Annotated in this window: 14 protein-coding genes; 7 read left to right on the forward strand and 7 right to left on the reverse strand. The window is 51.0% G+C overall.

The window, feature by feature from the left end; translation table 11 throughout:
- The first annotated feature begins 2 nt into the window (after positions 1–2).
- Complete coding sequence (gene prfH / locus ACTHTU_RS04145; protein ID WP_308881412.1) at positions 3–641, forward strand: peptide chain release factor H; 639 nt, start codon at positions 3–5, stop codon at positions 639–641.
- An 83-nt stretch (positions 642–724) separates the two neighbouring features.
- On the opposite strand, the gene ACTHTU_RS04150 is transcribed toward prfH, so the two are convergent.
- The 6 genes from ACTHTU_RS04150 to ACTHTU_RS04175 all read right to left on the reverse strand — a co-directional run bounded on the left by ACTHTU_RS04150 (position 725) and on the right by ACTHTU_RS04175 (position 8823).
- Complete coding sequence (locus ACTHTU_RS04150) at positions 725–1954, reverse strand: HlyD family type I secretion periplasmic adaptor subunit (RefSeq protein ID WP_440361836.1); 1230 nt, start codon at positions 1952–1954, stop codon at positions 725–727.
- Between the two features lie 88 nt (positions 1955–2042).
- Entirely contained in the window at positions 2043–4226 is a 2184-nt protein-coding gene (locus tag ACTHTU_RS04155; RefSeq protein WP_440361837.1) for a type I secretion system permease/ATPase, read from the reverse strand.
- A gap of 42 nt (positions 4227–4268) precedes the next feature.
- Positions 4269–5537 carry a TolC family protein gene (locus tag ACTHTU_RS04160; RefSeq protein ID WP_440361838.1) on the reverse strand — a complete coding sequence of 423 codons (1269 nt, stop codon included), beginning with the start codon at positions 5535–5537 and terminating at the stop codon, positions 4269–4271.
- A gap of 265 nt (positions 5538–5802) precedes the next feature.
- Positions 5803–7062, reverse strand: a complete 1260-nt coding sequence (locus tag ACTHTU_RS04165) for an RsmB/NOP family class I SAM-dependent RNA methyltransferase (RefSeq protein ID WP_440361871.1) — start codon at positions 7060–7062, stop codon at positions 5803–5805.
- Between the two features lie 35 nt (positions 7063–7097).
- The gene (locus ACTHTU_RS04170) at positions 7098–7967 is read right to left on the reverse strand and encodes a DUF1853 family protein (protein ID WP_440361839.1); all 870 of its coding nucleotides are present in this window, start codon (positions 7965–7967) and stop codon (positions 7098–7100) included.
- A 40-nt stretch (positions 7968–8007) separates the two neighbouring features.
- Positions 8008–8823, reverse strand: a complete 816-nt coding sequence (locus ACTHTU_RS04175) for an RNA methyltransferase (protein ID WP_440361840.1) — start codon at positions 8821–8823, stop codon at positions 8008–8010.
- A 175-nt stretch (positions 8824–8998) separates the two neighbouring features.
- Here ACTHTU_RS04175 and ACTHTU_RS04180 point away from each other — a divergent pair, with 175 nt between their 5' ends.
- From ACTHTU_RS04180 to ACTHTU_RS04205, 6 genes are all read left to right on the forward strand, one after another.
- Positions 8999–9784 carry an inositol monophosphatase family protein gene (locus ACTHTU_RS04180; protein WP_049344131.1) on the forward strand — a complete coding sequence of 262 codons (786 nt, stop codon included), beginning with the start codon at positions 8999–9001 and terminating at the stop codon, positions 9782–9784.
- Positions 9785–10048: 264 nt separating this feature from the next.
- Positions 10049–10852 (forward strand): glutamate 5-kinase, encoded by an 804-nt coding sequence (gene proB, locus ACTHTU_RS04185; protein WP_107697020.1) that lies wholly within the window; start codon positions 10049–10051, stop codon positions 10850–10852.
- Positions 10853–10861: 9 nt separating this feature from the next.
- Positions 10862–12112 carry a glutamate-5-semialdehyde dehydrogenase gene (locus ACTHTU_RS04190; protein WP_440361841.1) on the forward strand — a complete coding sequence of 417 codons (1251 nt, stop codon included), beginning with the start codon at positions 10862–10864 and terminating at the stop codon, positions 12110–12112.
- Positions 12113–12200: 88 nt separating this feature from the next.
- Positions 12201–12512 (forward strand): Grx4 family monothiol glutaredoxin, encoded by a 312-nt coding sequence (gene grxD / locus ACTHTU_RS04195; protein ID WP_003681608.1) that lies wholly within the window; start codon positions 12201–12203, stop codon positions 12510–12512.
- Between the two features lie 147 nt (positions 12513–12659).
- Positions 12660–13286, forward strand: coding sequence for a uracil phosphoribosyltransferase (upp, locus tag ACTHTU_RS04200; protein ID WP_003746048.1), 627 nt, complete (start codon positions 12660–12662; stop codon positions 13284–13286).
- A 97-nt stretch (positions 13287–13383) separates the two neighbouring features.
- Complete coding sequence (locus tag ACTHTU_RS04205; protein ID WP_440361842.1) at positions 13384–13701, forward strand: DUF2322 family protein; 318 nt, start codon at positions 13384–13386, stop codon at positions 13699–13701.
- A 61-nt stretch (positions 13702–13762) separates the two neighbouring features.
- Here ACTHTU_RS04205 and trxA read toward each other — a convergent pair whose 3' ends face one another.
- Positions 13763–14095 (reverse strand): thioredoxin TrxA, encoded by a 333-nt coding sequence (trxA, locus tag ACTHTU_RS04210; protein WP_308881406.1) that lies wholly within the window; start codon positions 14093–14095, stop codon positions 13763–13765.
- Positions 14096–14203 lie beyond the last annotated feature (108 nt).

Below are 14203 nucleotides of genomic sequence, written 5' to 3' on the forward strand. Positions count from 1 at the left end.
AGATGAAACAGAATACACCAGCGGTTTATCTGCAAATTTCCACCGCGCAAGGGCCGGCAGAGTGCCGTATATTTGCCCGTTTCGTCTTGGCCAAATTGCTTGCCGAAGCTCAAGTAAAAGGCATTGATGCCGAACTTGTTACCGAAACCGCCGATAAGCACGGCATTTTGTCGGCGACGCTTAAGTTGGCAGGGCAGAAAGCCGAAAGCTTAGCGCAAACTTGGCAGGGGACGCTCCAATGGATATGCCCCAGCCCTGTCCGTCCGAAACATCCGCGTAAAAATTGGTATATAGGCGTTTTCCGCTTGCCCGATATGCCGCAGATGTATGAAATGCCGTCTGAAAACGGAATCGAGTTTCAAACCTGTCGTTCGGGTGGCAAGGGTGGGCAACACGTCAATAAAACTGAAAGCGCCGTTCGCGCTACCCATAAAGAAAGCGGCATTTCCGTGCGGGTCGAGAGCGAACGTAGCCAGCATGCCAATAAAAAATTGGCGGTAATGTTATTGGCGCAAAAGCTGGCGGAACATCATGTCGGACAGGCTGGAAATTTTGCGCAGGAGCAGCACGCGCAACTCTATCAAGTTGAACGCGGCAATCCGAAAAGGACGTTTGTCGGTACTGCATTTAAGGAGAAGTAATTTGCCTGCCGGATAAGGAGGTATTTAAAACATAAACAAAGGCCGTCTGAAAACTTTCAGACGGCCTTTTATCGTTTTATCGATTAGCGTTCGCTCAACGCTTGTTTCATACGCGTAATCGGTTTGATCAGGTATTGGAAGATGGTTTTTTCACCGGTTTTGATGTCCACCGTTGCAACCATACCCGGAATAATCGGCATAGGTTTGCCATTTTTGTCTTTCAGGGAGTTGTTTTCGGTTTGGACGAGAACACGGTAATAGACTTGGTTCGGGTCGAGTTTCAGGTCGTTGGCACGGTTTTGCATGGAATTGCTGACGGTATCGGCACCAACGAGGGTAACCTTGCCTTCCAAACCGCCGTAGATGGAGTAGTCGTATGCGCTGACTTTAACCAATGCAGGTTGGCCTGCGCGGATAAAGGCGATGTCTTGCGGGCGGATATAGGCTTCGACCAACAGTTTGTCGTCAACTGGGACGATTTGCATGATGTCTTCGCCTGCGTTCACAACGCCGCCGATGGTGGTGACTTTTATGCCTTTGACGATGCCGCGCATAGGCGCGCGGATTTGTGAGCGTTCAACCGGGTCGGCACGCATGGCAACGTTTTCTTTGGATTGCGCCAGTTCGGATTCGGCTTGCAAGAGTTCGTTGTTGGCATCGGCTTTGTAGCGGTTGCGGCGTTCGGAGATTTGGGTAGCCAAGTCTGCGGAATCGCGGCGCATTCTTAAAAGTTCGACTTCGGAAACATAACCTTCGGAAACAAGAGGAGCAGTAATGGCAATCTCTCGATCAAGTGCGGCCTTGCTTTGGGATAGGCCGTTGATGGCATCCACCATGACTTGGCGGCGTGCTTTGTAGGCGGCAATTTCGCGACGGCGAAGCTCAGGGCTCACGCTGTCTGGGAAGGAGAGCTTGGTTCCGTAGGCTTCAGCTTTAAGGCGGGCAATAGTGGCTTCGAGGTTTGCGACTTTGGCTTCGCTTTCGCGCAAAACGGCGGAGCTGCGTGTGTCGTCGAGTTTCATCAGAATCTGATCTTTCTCGACCATATCTCCTTCTTTAACCATGATTTCGGTTACGATGCCGGGATCCAGGCTTTGGATTACTTGCTCACGGCTGCTGGGAATGATATTGCCGTTGCCACGGGTCACTTCTTCGACAGGGCTGTTGTAAGCCCAAATAACGAAGACAATCATCAGAATAAAAAACAGGATGATGACAATAAACTGGCCACTGTGTTTTTCTTTTTGAAGGGCGGCGTTGAGGTCGTTGATAAGGTCGAGATCTTTGGATTTGACGTTGTTTTCGTGGCTCATAATCGTGTGTCTTTATTGTGTTTGGTGGATTTTAACCATTAGGGCAGGCTGTTTGAAAGGGCAAGTAGGTTTCAGACGGCCTTTTGCTTTATCGTGCTGCTGATTGAGAGGTAGCAGCAGCTTGTTGCTGTTGTTTGACGTTGGCTGCTTTGGCCTGTTCGTTTTGCATGAGTTTTTGCAATACGAGGTCACGCGGGCCGTCCATCACGACTTTACCATTGTCCATCACAATGATGCGGTTGACGATTTGCAGCACTTGCGGACGGTGGGTCACCAAAAGCATGGTGCGGTTGCGACCCCATTGGGCAATGGCATTGAGCGCCATGCGTTCGGTAGCTTGGTCCAGGCTGGTGGTCGGCTCGTCCAGCAAGACGACTTTCGGGTTGCGCAAGGTCATGCGCGCCAAGGCGATGATTTGTTTTTGACCTCCGGACAAGCCCAAGCCGTCTTCACCCAGAGGCATATCCAAACCGCGCGGATGGTTGCGGATGATTTTGTCGAGGCCGAAGCGGTTGAGCGCAGTCAGTAAGTCTTGGTCGGTAGAGTAGCTGCCGGTACGCGCCAAGTCCATGTTTTCACGCAATGTGCCGAGGAACAGGCGTGGCGATTGGCTCAACAGCAGGACTTGATCGCGCAGGAAGTTGGGGTCAAGCTGGCGCATATCGACGCCGTCAAGGGTAACATTGCCTTTTTCAGTGTCGTACAGACCGCTGGCCAGTTTGAGCATGGTGCTTTTACCGCTGCCGATACGGCCCAAAATACCGACTTTTTCGCCCGGTTTGATGGTCAGGCGCAAATCTTCGACCGCGCTGTTGTTGTCGGCTTGATATTTGAACGATACGTTTTCAAAGGTAATACTGCCTTGAACATTGTCCAAAGTAATGTATTTTCGTTCCGGATTGCGCTCGATAGGGCGGGTAACGATGTCGTTTACGCCTTTAAGGGCAAGTTTGGCCTGTTGGAAGCGGGTAGCCAAACCGGCGATTTGTGCCAACGGCGCCAAGGCGCGGCCGGACAGAATCACGGAGGCAATCAACGCACCCATCGTGATGCGTTCCGCATGGTTGTCGGCATGAATCAGATAGGTACCGACGACGACCAAGAAGACGGTGTTGAGCTGCTGCATGGCAACGGCGAAGTTGACCATAAAGTTGCTGGTGTCTTTGACTTTGATGGAAGAAGCGGAAGTTTTGGCGGTGTATTCGTCCCAGCGTTGTTGCGCCCAAGATGTGGCGTTGTTGGTTTTCAGGGTTTCGATGCCTTCGATGGCTTCAACGGCAAGGCCGGAGCGTTGCGAACCTTCTTTCATCGATTCGTTGATGTGGCGAGAGAGCGGGCGTTGTACGACAAAACCGACAATCACGACAATCGGAATGATGGTTAGGGGAACGAGTGCCAGTTTGCCGCCGACCATGGAAATTACGAAGATAAACAGCAACAGGAAAGGCAAGTCGACAATGGTCAACAAGCTGGCACTGGTCATGAACTCGCGTACGGCTTCAAATTCGCGCAGGTTGCTGGCGTATGAACCGGATGAAGCGGGACGGTCTGCTAGACGCAATGCCATCACGCGGCGGAACAGGGCCGAGCTGATGATTAGGTCGGCTTTTTTGCCGGCAATATCGGTCAAATGACCACGAATCATCTTGGCGGCAAATTCAAACAAAATCGCCAAGACCACGCCGATGCTCAATACCCACAAGGTTTCATAGGCTTGGTTGGGAATCACGCGGTCGTACACGTTCATCACATACAGGGAGCTGACGAGCGCAAGGAAGTTGATGATGATTGTGGCCAAAATGACTTGGTAGTAGTAGCTGCGGAAACGCCAAATGACTTTCCAAAACCATGCTTTGGGCAAATGGTATTCAGGCAGCTCCGAGCGCATATCGGTAGCCATTTTGGGTTTGATAAACCAGCAGTAGCCCAAATACAGGCCGGAGAGCTGCTCGTGGCTGAGTTCCTGTTCCAAACCGTCAACCTGGCGGATATGGTATTTGCGCTCTTGTCCTGAGCCTTCGATTTGGGTGATGACCGCTGCTTCTTCGTTGTGCAGGATAATCATGACCGGCACGGCAAGCGAGGGGATATCTTCCAGATTGCGTTTGGATAAGGTGTTTTCAAAGCCGTGGCTGCGCAGAATTTCGACCAGCGAGTGATAGTTGACCTTGAGCTTTTTGTCACGCACGACTTCGGCGGACAAAGCGGCTTCGGATACGGGTGCACCCAAAAGGCGGGTCACTAAAACGATGTGTTCAATGATGGCTTTCATATTTTTCGCGTAATGTTTTTGATTTAACCGGCGGATATGGCTTTATTTTTTTGCCAAACCGACCCAAGCGGAGATTTTGGCCTGAGTATTTAAATAGTCGAGTGCCGCATCGCGGAAATCGTTGCGGGCGGCAACGTAATCCTGCTCGATGGAGGATAACTCGCTGTATGCGCTCAAAACGTCGGTCAGCGTACGTCTTGCAACTCTAAATTGCATTTCATAGGCTTTGATAACATCTTTTTGAGCGAGAATATGTTGAGCTGTTAATGCGGTGCGCTGTTCGCTTTCCTGCATATCGATGGCCGACGTTTGAACGCGTTCGTTCATGTCGCGCAGGATTTGTTCGGACTTGGCTTCTGCAGCAATCAATGATTTGGCATTGCGCTCTACATTGTGGCGTGCAGCAATATCCAACACATTCCATGCAACGTTTAAATAAAGCTGTCTGGTGTTGCGCGTTGCACTGCCTTCCAAATTGAGGGCAGGCAGGCGTTCGGCTTTGGACGCATCCAAATCTGCACGGACGCTGTCGCGCTCGGCCAATTGCGCCTGATAGGACGGATTATTGTTGCGGTTGGGGTTGTTGTAGCGTTCGCTGATGGATTTCGCCGTATCGTTTTTAAACGGATCTTCCAAATCGTTGGCGGTCAGCTGGCGCGAGGTATAGCGGGATAGGCGGCTCAGCGCCAAATCTATGGTGCGGCGTTGTTGGGCGATAATGTTGGCTACTTGCAGCTGGCGTGCGCGCGCTTCAATCAGTTCAAAGTGGCGGCCGGCATCCTGTTTGACGATTGTGGTCAGGGTTTTTATGAGGGCGTTATGGCGCGCCAAAGTCTGCTCGTTGAGGAGCAGGGTTTCTTTTGCACGCAATGCGCTCAGATAAAGGCGGCCGATATCGCTGCCCAGCTGCTCTTGGCTTTCGGTGTATTTGTGTTGATAGTATTCTTCGCGGCTGCGGTCGCGGCGGACGGCGGCTTCAATCGCACCCCATGAGTAGATGTTCACGCTGCCGCGCACGCCGATACCGTCATCCATGTCGTTACTGTTGTATTTATTGTGTTGCGCCAGCACTTTCGTGCCGGTCAGGGTAACGACAGGATAATGGCGCGCACGGGTGGCCTTGGTCGTGCTTTGCGCTGCTTCTTGAGTGGCTTTGGCTTCACGCACAATCGGGTCGCTTATTAAAGCATCCCTGAGGATGTCTTGCAGGCTGTATGCAGAGGCCGTCTGAAACGGCAGCAGACAGCAGGCGACGGCAACGGCCGATGACAATAAACGGGGCTTTGTGGGGGAAGAATAAATATGCGGCATGATTTTTAACCAAATGATTTATATATTATCGTTGTCTGTATCGGGTATCGCCTGAGGTCATGACCGGGCAAATTTTGAACGAGAACACATACATTTACAAAGCATAAAGCATTTTTTCCAGCTTTTCACAATATTCTGATAAAAGGTCGAGATACAGGCCTCAAAGTATATTATTGCAAAGCGCGACTATCGTATCTAATAATTTTAATGTAAAAAATCTATCAAAAAGGCCGTATGAAAGGATTTCAGACGGCCTTTTTCAACCTTAATCCTTACGTTGCAATACAGCGGCAAAGAAGCCGTCGGTTTGGTGTTCTCCGGAGTTGAGGCGCAGGTATTTTCCGGTATCCAAATCGACCTTCAGGCTTTGCAGAAGTTCGGTGCAGTTGACGAGTTCAAACTCGGGATGTTCGGACAGGAAACGTTCGACTTGCAGCTCGTTTTCTTCCGGCAACACGCTGCAGGTGGCGTACACCAAGCGGCCTTGCGGTTTCACCAGTTTGGAGGCGGCATCGAGGATGCTGTGTTGCTGTTCCAAAAGGTTGGCCACGGTCTCGGCAGATTGGCGGTATTTGAGGTCGGGATTACGACGCAGCGTGCCTAAGCCGGAGCAAGGGGCATCGACCAACACACGGTCGGCTTTGCCTGTCAGTCGGGCGATGCGGGTATCGTGTTCGCTGCTGATGCGTTCGGGGTGGATGTTGGTCAGTCCGGCGCGGGTCATGCGCGGTTTGAGGTTGGCAAGGCGTTTTTCGGCGATGTCGAAGGCGTAGATTCTGCCTTTGTTGGCCATTTGCGCACCGACAGCCAAGGTTTTACCGCCGGCACCGGCACAGAAATCGACAATGATTTCGCCGCGTTTTGCGCCCACCAATAAGGCAAGCAGCTGGCTGCCTTCGTCTTGGACTTCCAGCGTGCCGTCCAAAAACAGCTCATGCTTGTTAAGCGCGATTTTGTTTTTCAGGCGGATGCCCCAAGGCGAATAAGGCGTTGCCTCTGCATCGGCACTTTCGGCTTGCAACAATGGCAATACTTTGTCGCGTTTACCTTTCAAGCTATTGACGCGGATGTCGAGCGGGGCAGGTTGGTTGATGCTGCGGCCGAAAGCGAGGATTTCTTCTTTGCTCCAATGCTGTTGCAGTTGTTCCACCAGCCATTGCGGCAATTCTGCGGCGGTATTCAGGCCGTCTGAAAACTCGGTTTTACGGGCTTTCAAATTGCCGAGGAACGCTGTTTCTTCTTCATCAAGCAGGTCTTTGATTTGGCTGATGTTGGTACTTCTGCCGAGAACCAGTGCGGCGAGAGCGGCTTTGCGCGGCTGCGCGTGCGGACGGCGCAGGGCGGTACTGATTTTTTGATAGTGGCGCAATGCGGCAAAGGCGGTTTCGGCGATTTCGTGGCGGTCTTGGCGGCCGAGCTTTTTGTGTTCGCGGAAGTAGGCGGAGAGGACGGCATCGGCAGGCTGTTTGAAAGTCAGCATTTCAGCCAAAACTTTGGCGGTATGGTCGAGTTGTGCGGCGTTCATAATGTAATGGGTTCTCTTAAAGTTGGTAAAGGGTTTCAGACGGCCTTCATGATGCGTTCGATTTCGTGCCAAAAGCCGTCCGGCCGTAATTCCAAAACGGCAATCAAGCCTTGGTCGATACGGCGGATTTCGGTTGCGTTTAATGTTTCGGTTTCGGCGACACGCGCAGGTGCAAGATAGGCCATGCGGTCGAGCAAGTGATAACGCGCTTCTTGGCGTTCAAACCCGTATTCCGCCCAATCTTGAATATAGATGCCGCGCCAGCCGTATGAGTTAAGTGGCGGCTCAAAAGCATGGGAACCTTGTGGAAAAAATCCGATGCCGCGCACGATGGAAACAGGGAGCGGATTTTCCGGCAGGGCTTGTGCGGCTAAGGTTGCTTTGCCTTGCGGCGTATGCAGCAGCTGGGATTGCTGCACCAATTTGGCGGCCTTGTCCGTCAGCGTGTCTTTGGGATTGAGGCCGCGCAGGTTTTGCACTTGGTCTCCGCCGTAGTATTTACACGCCAGCTCGATATGGTAGGGCTGTTGGTTGAGGGAAACGACGAAATCCGCAGCGCCTAAGGTTTGGCCGTCTGAAAAAACGGGCAGGTTGTAGGCATGCAGTTTGGCGTGCGGCGCGTTGGCAAACCAAAAAGCCAGCAGCTCTTCGGCATAAATGCCGAGACGGTGCCCGAATGGGGCGCGTTGGGCAAGGTGTTCATTCAGCGGCGCGGGATCGGCGTCCAATGCCAAAAGGTAGCGGAAACCGTGCTCCCCCAATAGTTCGCGCACGCTCAATTCGCAACCGCTTTGCCACAAAGGCGGCGCAGTCAGCAGCGAGGCGAGATCGCGGATGGGTTGGCTGGTGAGTTTCCACCATAATGCGTCTAGGGCGTAATTCATGCTTATCCGAATATCAGTCATGCCGTCTGAAAAAGCTTGTAATGTTTTCAGACGGCCTCAATCAGTCTTTTTTATGGATGCGATGGCTGACGGTATTGAAAAAACCGCGCAGGATGTCGATGTCTTCGGTTTGCGTGTTGGCGCGGCCGAACAGGCTCTGCATACGGCGCATCAGGCGCTCTCCGTTGCGGCGGTTGAAAAAGCCGATGTCGTTCATCACGCTTTCCATGTGGGCGACCATGCCTTTGATTTGCTCGTGGGTCGCAGCGTGGTCTTCCTGTTGCAGGTGGGTCATGGGCGAATCGGTTTGGCTGAAGATTTCGTAGCACACGACCTGCACGGCTTGGGCAAGGTTGAGCGAGAAATAGTCGGGATTGCCGTTGATGGTCATCAGTCGGTTGCAGGCTTGAACTTCTTCGATGCTCAAGCCGAAAGTTTCGTTGCCGAAAACCAGTGCCACTTTCTCGCTGCGGTTGGCGGCCTGCAGTAATTCGGGCACCAAATCGCGCGGGGTTTGCAGCGGCGCGGTGATTTCGCGGCGGCGGCTGGTCAGGGCGCAGGCGATGGTGGTGTCGGCAAGGGCTTCGTCCAAAGAGGCGGCAATGGTGGCATTTTCCAAAACGTCTGCCGCGCCGGAAGCGAGGATGAAGCTTTCTTCCGGTAATTCAAATGATTGCGGGTGCTCCGGATCGAATACGGGCGGATTTTCCGTCATCGGCGTTGCCATCAGATTGGGGGCGACGATGGTCAGTTTGTGCAGGCCCATTGTTTTCATGGCGCGGGCGGCGGAGCCGATATTGGCAGGATGGCTGGTACGCGTGAGGATGATGCGGATGTTGTCCAGATAAGCGGGCAGGGCGGGTTTTTCGGAAGTCATGTTTTGTTTTCTGTTTGTACGGGAATCAGGTATAATGCGCCATCTTTTTGTTTTCAGACGGCCTTTTTCCATGCCGTCTGAAATGTTCTTTAACAGCATCGGAAACGATTAACAGCCTCTTGTGTGCCATGTTCGGCGCATTAGGGCGTATTTTACCTGAATTAGGAAGAAAACCATGAATCCGTTTTTAAATACCGCTTTCAAAGCCGCCCGTAAAGCAGGGCAAATGATGATTCGCGCCGCCGGCAATCTGGATGCCGTCAAAGTAGACAGCAAAGCATTCAACGACTTCGTTTCCGATGTTGACCGCAGCTCCGAAATGATTTTGGTGGAAGCGCTTAAAGAAGCCTATCCGCATCACAAAATCACTTGCGAAGAAGGCGGCTCCCACGGTAAAGCCACCGCCGAGTACGAATGGATTATCGACCCGCTCGACGGCACAACCAACTTCCTCCACGGCCATCCTCAATACGCTATCTCTATGGCACTCCTGCACAAAGGCGTGTTGCAAGAAGCTTTGGTGTACGCACCTGAGCGCAACGACGTGTACATGGCTTCCCGCGGCAAAGGTGCGTTGCTCAACGACCGCCGCATCCGCGTTTCCAACCGCATTGAATTGAACCGCTGCCTGATCGGTACCGGTTTCCCTGTCGTCGATCAAAGCATGATGGACAAGTATCTGGCGATTTTGAAAGATTTCTTGGCAAAAACCGCCGGCGGCCGTCGTGAAGGCGCGGCTTCTTTGGATTTGTGTGCCGTTGCGGCCGGTCGTTTGGACGGTTTCTTCGAGTTCAACCTCAAACCTTGGGATATTGCCGCTGGTGCATTGATTGTCCAAGAAGCAGGCGGCATCGTTACCGATATGTCCGGTAATGAAGGCTGGTTGGAAAGCGGCGACATCGTTGCGGCCAATCCTAAGGTATTGGCGCAAATGCTGAAAATTATTTCTGACCATCAATAAGCGTTTGTAGGGAACGGTCTGTATTTATCATGGCAGGCCGGATTTTCAATAATCGGTAAAAGGCCGTCTGAAACCTGAAATAGGGTTTCAGACGGCCTTTTGTTTTGTTGTTAACGGATTCGGATAAAAGCTGAAAATATGGCTTTTAAAGGAGGCGTTTTTTAATTTTGTCTGTATTTTCTATTGCTTCGCAGTTATGATGTGGATACGTTTGGCTGAAATAATGCCGCATGCAATCATAAAAATAGAAAGCAGAGGAGAATAATGAAACGAGATTTTGAAGCAGTAAAACGCATTGTCATTAAGATTGGAACCAGTTCTTTGGTGTTGCCAAACGGCAAAATCAATTTGGCAAAAATCGACCAACTGGCCTTTGTCATTTCCAGCTTGGTCAGTAAGGACAAAGAAATTGTGCTGGTGTCTTCCGGTGCGATGGGCTTCGGGCTGAATGTCCTCAATATGGAAAAACGTCCGGCAGAAATGGCGCAGCAGCAGGCTGTTTCCAGCGTCGGCCAAGTGGCCATGATGAGCCTTTACTCGCAGATTTTTTCCCATTATCGGATGACGGTATCGCAAATCCTGCTGACGCGTGATGTGGTCGAATATCCGGAAAGTTTGGCAAACGTTACCAATGCTTTTGAATCCCTGCTTTCCATCGGCGTCATCCCTATTGTCAATGAGAACGATGCGGTCAGCGTGGACGAGATGGACCATGCGACCAAATTTGGCGATAACGACCGTTTGTCGGCAGTCGTGGCGAAAATCGTTAAAGCCGATTTGCTGATTATGTTGTCCGATATCGACGGTTTGTTTGATAAAAATCCGGCTGTTCACGCCGATGCCAAGCTGCGCAGCCATGTTGCCGATATTACCGAGGAAATTATTGCTTCTGCCGGCGGATCGGGCAGTAAATTTGGTACGGGCGGCATGCTCAGTAAGATTAAGAGCGCGCAGATGATGTTTGAACATCACAGCCAGATGGTGTTGATGAACAGCGCCAATCCGCGCGATATCCTTCAGGTTTTAGATGGCGCGCCTATCGGAACGTGGTTTGCACAAGAGAAATAGGGAGGTTTGATGAGCTATATCGAACAGATGGGCAAGAATGCCCAAAAAGCCAGTAAAACGTTAATCAGCTTGGGAAGCGTGGAAAAAAACAATCTGCTGCGTCAGGTTGCAAAGGATTTGGTTGAACAGGCTGAGATGATTTTGGCGGAAAATGCCCGCGATTTGGTCGCTGCAAAAGAAAACGGCATTTCGGACATTATGCTCGACAGGCTGCGCTTGAATCATGAACGCATCAAAGGCATTGCGGAAGGTGTTGAGCAGGTTGCCGATTTGCAGGACCCGATTGGGCAGGTTGTCCGTGGCTATACTAATCTGGACGGTTTGAAGATTGTTCAAAAACGCGTGCCTTTGGGTGTGGTCGCCATGATTTTTGAAAGCCGCCCGAATGTTTCGGTCGATGCGTTTTCTCTGGCTTTTAAAACCGGCAATGCCATTATTTTACGCGGCGGCCGCGATGCCATTTATTCCAATACCGCATTGATTGCCGTCATCAGGCAGACTTTGGTACAAGCGGGAATGGATGCCGATGTGGTGCAGCTGGTTGAAGATACCAGTCATGCCGCTGCCGAGGAATTAATGCAGGCAGTCGATTATATTGATGTGCTGATTCCGCGCGGCGGCGCGCGCTTGATTCAGACGGTGAAAGAGAAATCGAAAGTCCCCGTCATTGAAACCGGGGTCGGCAATTGCCATATTTATGTCGATGACAGCGCCGATTTGGAGATGGCGGTCGATATCGTCGTGAACGCGAAAACGCAGCGTCCGAGCGTGTGTAATGCCGCGGAGTCTTTGGTTGTTCATGAAAAGATAGCGGAAGTGTTTTTGCCCAAACTGGAAGAAGCCGTTGCCAAAGTGCATCCGGTCGAATTTAGAGCCGATCAAGAAGCATTGCGTATGTTTAAAAATGCTGTTTTGGCAACCGAGGAAGATTACAGTACCGAGTTTCTTGACTATATTATGTCGGTTAAAACGGTAAAATCGGTGGAAGAAGCCGTCGATTGGATTAACGGCCATACGACGCATCACTCGGAAGCGATTGTGACCCAAAGTATTGCCCATGCCGAGTTTTTCCAAGAAAGCATTGATGCGGCGGCGGTTTATGTCAATGCGTCCACTCGGTTTACCGACGGCTTTGTATTCGGATTGGGCGCAGAAATCGGGATTTCCACCCAAAAAATGCACGCCCGCGGCCCGATGGGTTTGGAAGCGCTGACTTCGACCAAGTTCTACATTAACGGCAACGGTCAGATCCGACGTTGATAAACGCCCCTCAACTTCATCAATTTGCGTATAATGGCGGGAAATTTGATTTTCCCCGAACAACCGATTTAGTAAAAAGGAACACACCATGTCCTCTATCCACGATCAAATCAAAGAAGTCGTTACCACACACCGTGTCGTATTGTTCATGAAAGGCACGAAGCAATTCCCGCAATGCGGCTTCTCTTCCCGTGCCGTACAAATCCTCAATGCGGCAGGTTGTACCGACTATGTAACCGTCAACGTATTGGAAAACGATGCCGTGCGCCAAGGCATTAAAGAATACAGCGACTGGCCGACCATTCCTCAGCTGTACGTTAACGGCGAATTTGTCGGCGGCTCCGACATTTTGATGGAAATGTACGAAGCCGGCGAACTGCAAGAATTGTTGAAAGCTTAAGCATTTTAAATATTCACGCAATGTAAAATTGTTGACAAAGGCCGTCTGAAACCCTGATTCAGACGGCCTTTCGCATGAATACGCACTTTGCGCGCCATGCGAAAAAAAGTATAATCCCCCTCCATCAACGCAATTCGGAAAATCAACATGAACGTTACCGTTATCAACCACCCTTTAGTCCGCCACAAACTCACGCTGATGCGTGAAGCGGATTGCAGCACTTACAAATTCCGCACGCTGACCACCGAGTTGGCACGTCTGATGGCATATGAGGCCAGCCGTGACTTTGAAATTGAAAAATATATTATTGACGGCTGGTGCGGCTCTATCGAAGGCGACCGCATCAAAGGCAAAACGCTGACCGTCGTCCCGATTTTGCGTGCCGGTTTGGGTATGCTCGACGGCGTACTCGACCTGATTCCGACTGCCAAAATCAGCGTTGTCGGATTGCAGCGCGATGAAGAAACTTTGAAACCGGTTTCTTATTTTGAAAAATTTGTTGACAGCATGGACGAACGTCCCGCGCTGATTATCGACCCGATGTTGGCGACCGGCGGCTCTATGGTTGCCACCATTGACCTTTTGAAAGCTAAAGGTTGCCGTAACATCAAAGCATTGGTATTGGTTGCCGCACCGGAAGGCGTGAAAGCCGTCAACGAGGCGCATCCTGATGTAACCATCTACACTGCCGCGCTCGATAGCCACTTGAACGAACACGGCTACATCATCCCTGGTTTGGGCGATGCCGGCGATAAGATTTTCGGTACACGTTAATTGAAATGTTTAGGGCCGTCTGAAAAGTGTCAAATATCAACTTTCAGACGGCCTTATTATATGGTTTGTTTTAAAACCCACATCAGAAAGGACAATCATGAGCTTCCAAGATAATCTGGCCACCATGCCTGCCATCGACCATTTGAGCGGCTTGGATATTCTCGATAAAGAGGACAATGTGGTTCATCACATTCCCAATGCGCCCGGTAAACAAGGCTCGCTCAAGCTTTATCATGCTTTGGCGCAAGAGTTTGACGGCAAGCTGGACGCAGCGGCGGCAGAACGCGGCCTGGCATGGTTTGCTGAACATGTTGCCGATGCCGAAGCCAATCCTGGCAAACATCCGAATATTGATTTGCTGTTTAAAGTGAAAGCTGACAATATCGGCCTGACTTTGAAACCCTTGGCTGCTTAATGAATACAAAAAAGGCCGTCTGAAAATTATTTTCAGACGGCCTTCTTATATGCTTAAAGCCTTAAGCGATAGAAGCTTCAACGAATGCAGTCAGTTGACCTTTAGCCAATGCGCCGACTTTAGTTGCAACGTTTTCGCCGTTTTTGAACACCATCAGGGTAGGGATGCCGCGAACGCCGAATTTGGCAGGAGTGGCTTCATTGTCGTCGATGTTGATTTTAACGACTTTCAGACGGCCTTGGAATTCGGATGCGATGTCGTCCAAGATTGGGGCGATCATTCTGCAAGGGCCGCACCATGGTGCCCAGAAGTCCAGCAATACAGGTACGTCGGATTTCAAAACGTCTTGTTCGAAGCTGGCATCGCTGGCGTGGATAATCAATTCGCTGCTCATGTTTGTTTCCTTTTAAATCGGGATTAATGAATATGTTGTTCAGAATAGTGGCAGACAGGGAAAATTTCAAGTGCCGCCACTAGGTAATAGTTTTTTTGAAATGCGCCT

This window comes from Neisseria sp. P0020.S005, assembly GCF_051957055.1.
Lineage (GTDB): Bacteria > Pseudomonadota > Gammaproteobacteria > Burkholderiales > Neisseriaceae > Neisseria > Neisseria subflava_A.

Coding starts and splice junctions, on each gene's coding strand:
- prfH (WP_308881412.1), top strand. CDS start 3: ATGAAACAGAATACACCAGCGGTTTATCTGCAAATTTCCACCGCGCAA.
- ACTHTU_RS04150 (WP_440361836.1), bottom strand. CDS start 1,954: ATGAGCCACGAAAACAACGTCAAATCCAAAGATCTCGACCTTATCAAC.
- ACTHTU_RS04155 (WP_440361837.1), bottom strand. CDS start 4,226: ATGAAAGCCATCATTGAACACATCGTTTTAGTGACCCGCCTTTTGGGT.
- ACTHTU_RS04160 (WP_440361838.1), bottom strand. CDS start 5,537: ATGCCGCATATTTATTCTTCCCCCACAAAGCCCCGTTTATTGTCATCG.
- ACTHTU_RS04165 (WP_440361871.1), bottom strand. CDS start 7,062: ATGAACGCCGCACAACTCGACCATACCGCCAAAGTTTTGGCTGAAATG.
- ACTHTU_RS04170 (WP_440361839.1), bottom strand. CDS start 7,967: ATGACTGATATTCGGATAAGCATGAATTACGCCCTAGACGCATTATGG.
- ACTHTU_RS04175 (WP_440361840.1), bottom strand. CDS start 8,823: ATGACTTCCGAAAAACCCGCCCTGCCCGCTTATCTGGACAACATCCGC.
- ACTHTU_RS04180 (WP_049344131.1), top strand. CDS start 8,999: ATGAATCCGTTTTTAAATACCGCTTTCAAAGCCGCCCGTAAAGCAGGG.
- proB (WP_107697020.1), top strand. CDS start 10,049: ATGAAACGAGATTTTGAAGCAGTAAAACGCATTGTCATTAAGATTGGA.
- ACTHTU_RS04190 (WP_440361841.1), top strand. CDS start 10,862: ATGAGCTATATCGAACAGATGGGCAAGAATGCCCAAAAAGCCAGTAAA.
- grxD (WP_003681608.1), top strand. CDS start 12,201: ATGTCCTCTATCCACGATCAAATCAAAGAAGTCGTTACCACACACCGT.
- upp (WP_003746048.1), top strand. CDS start 12,660: ATGAACGTTACCGTTATCAACCACCCTTTAGTCCGCCACAAACTCACG.
- ACTHTU_RS04205 (WP_440361842.1), top strand. CDS start 13,384: ATGAGCTTCCAAGATAATCTGGCCACCATGCCTGCCATCGACCATTTG.
- trxA (WP_308881406.1), bottom strand. CDS start 14,095: ATGAGCAGCGAATTGATTATCCACGCCAGCGATGCCAGCTTCGAACAA.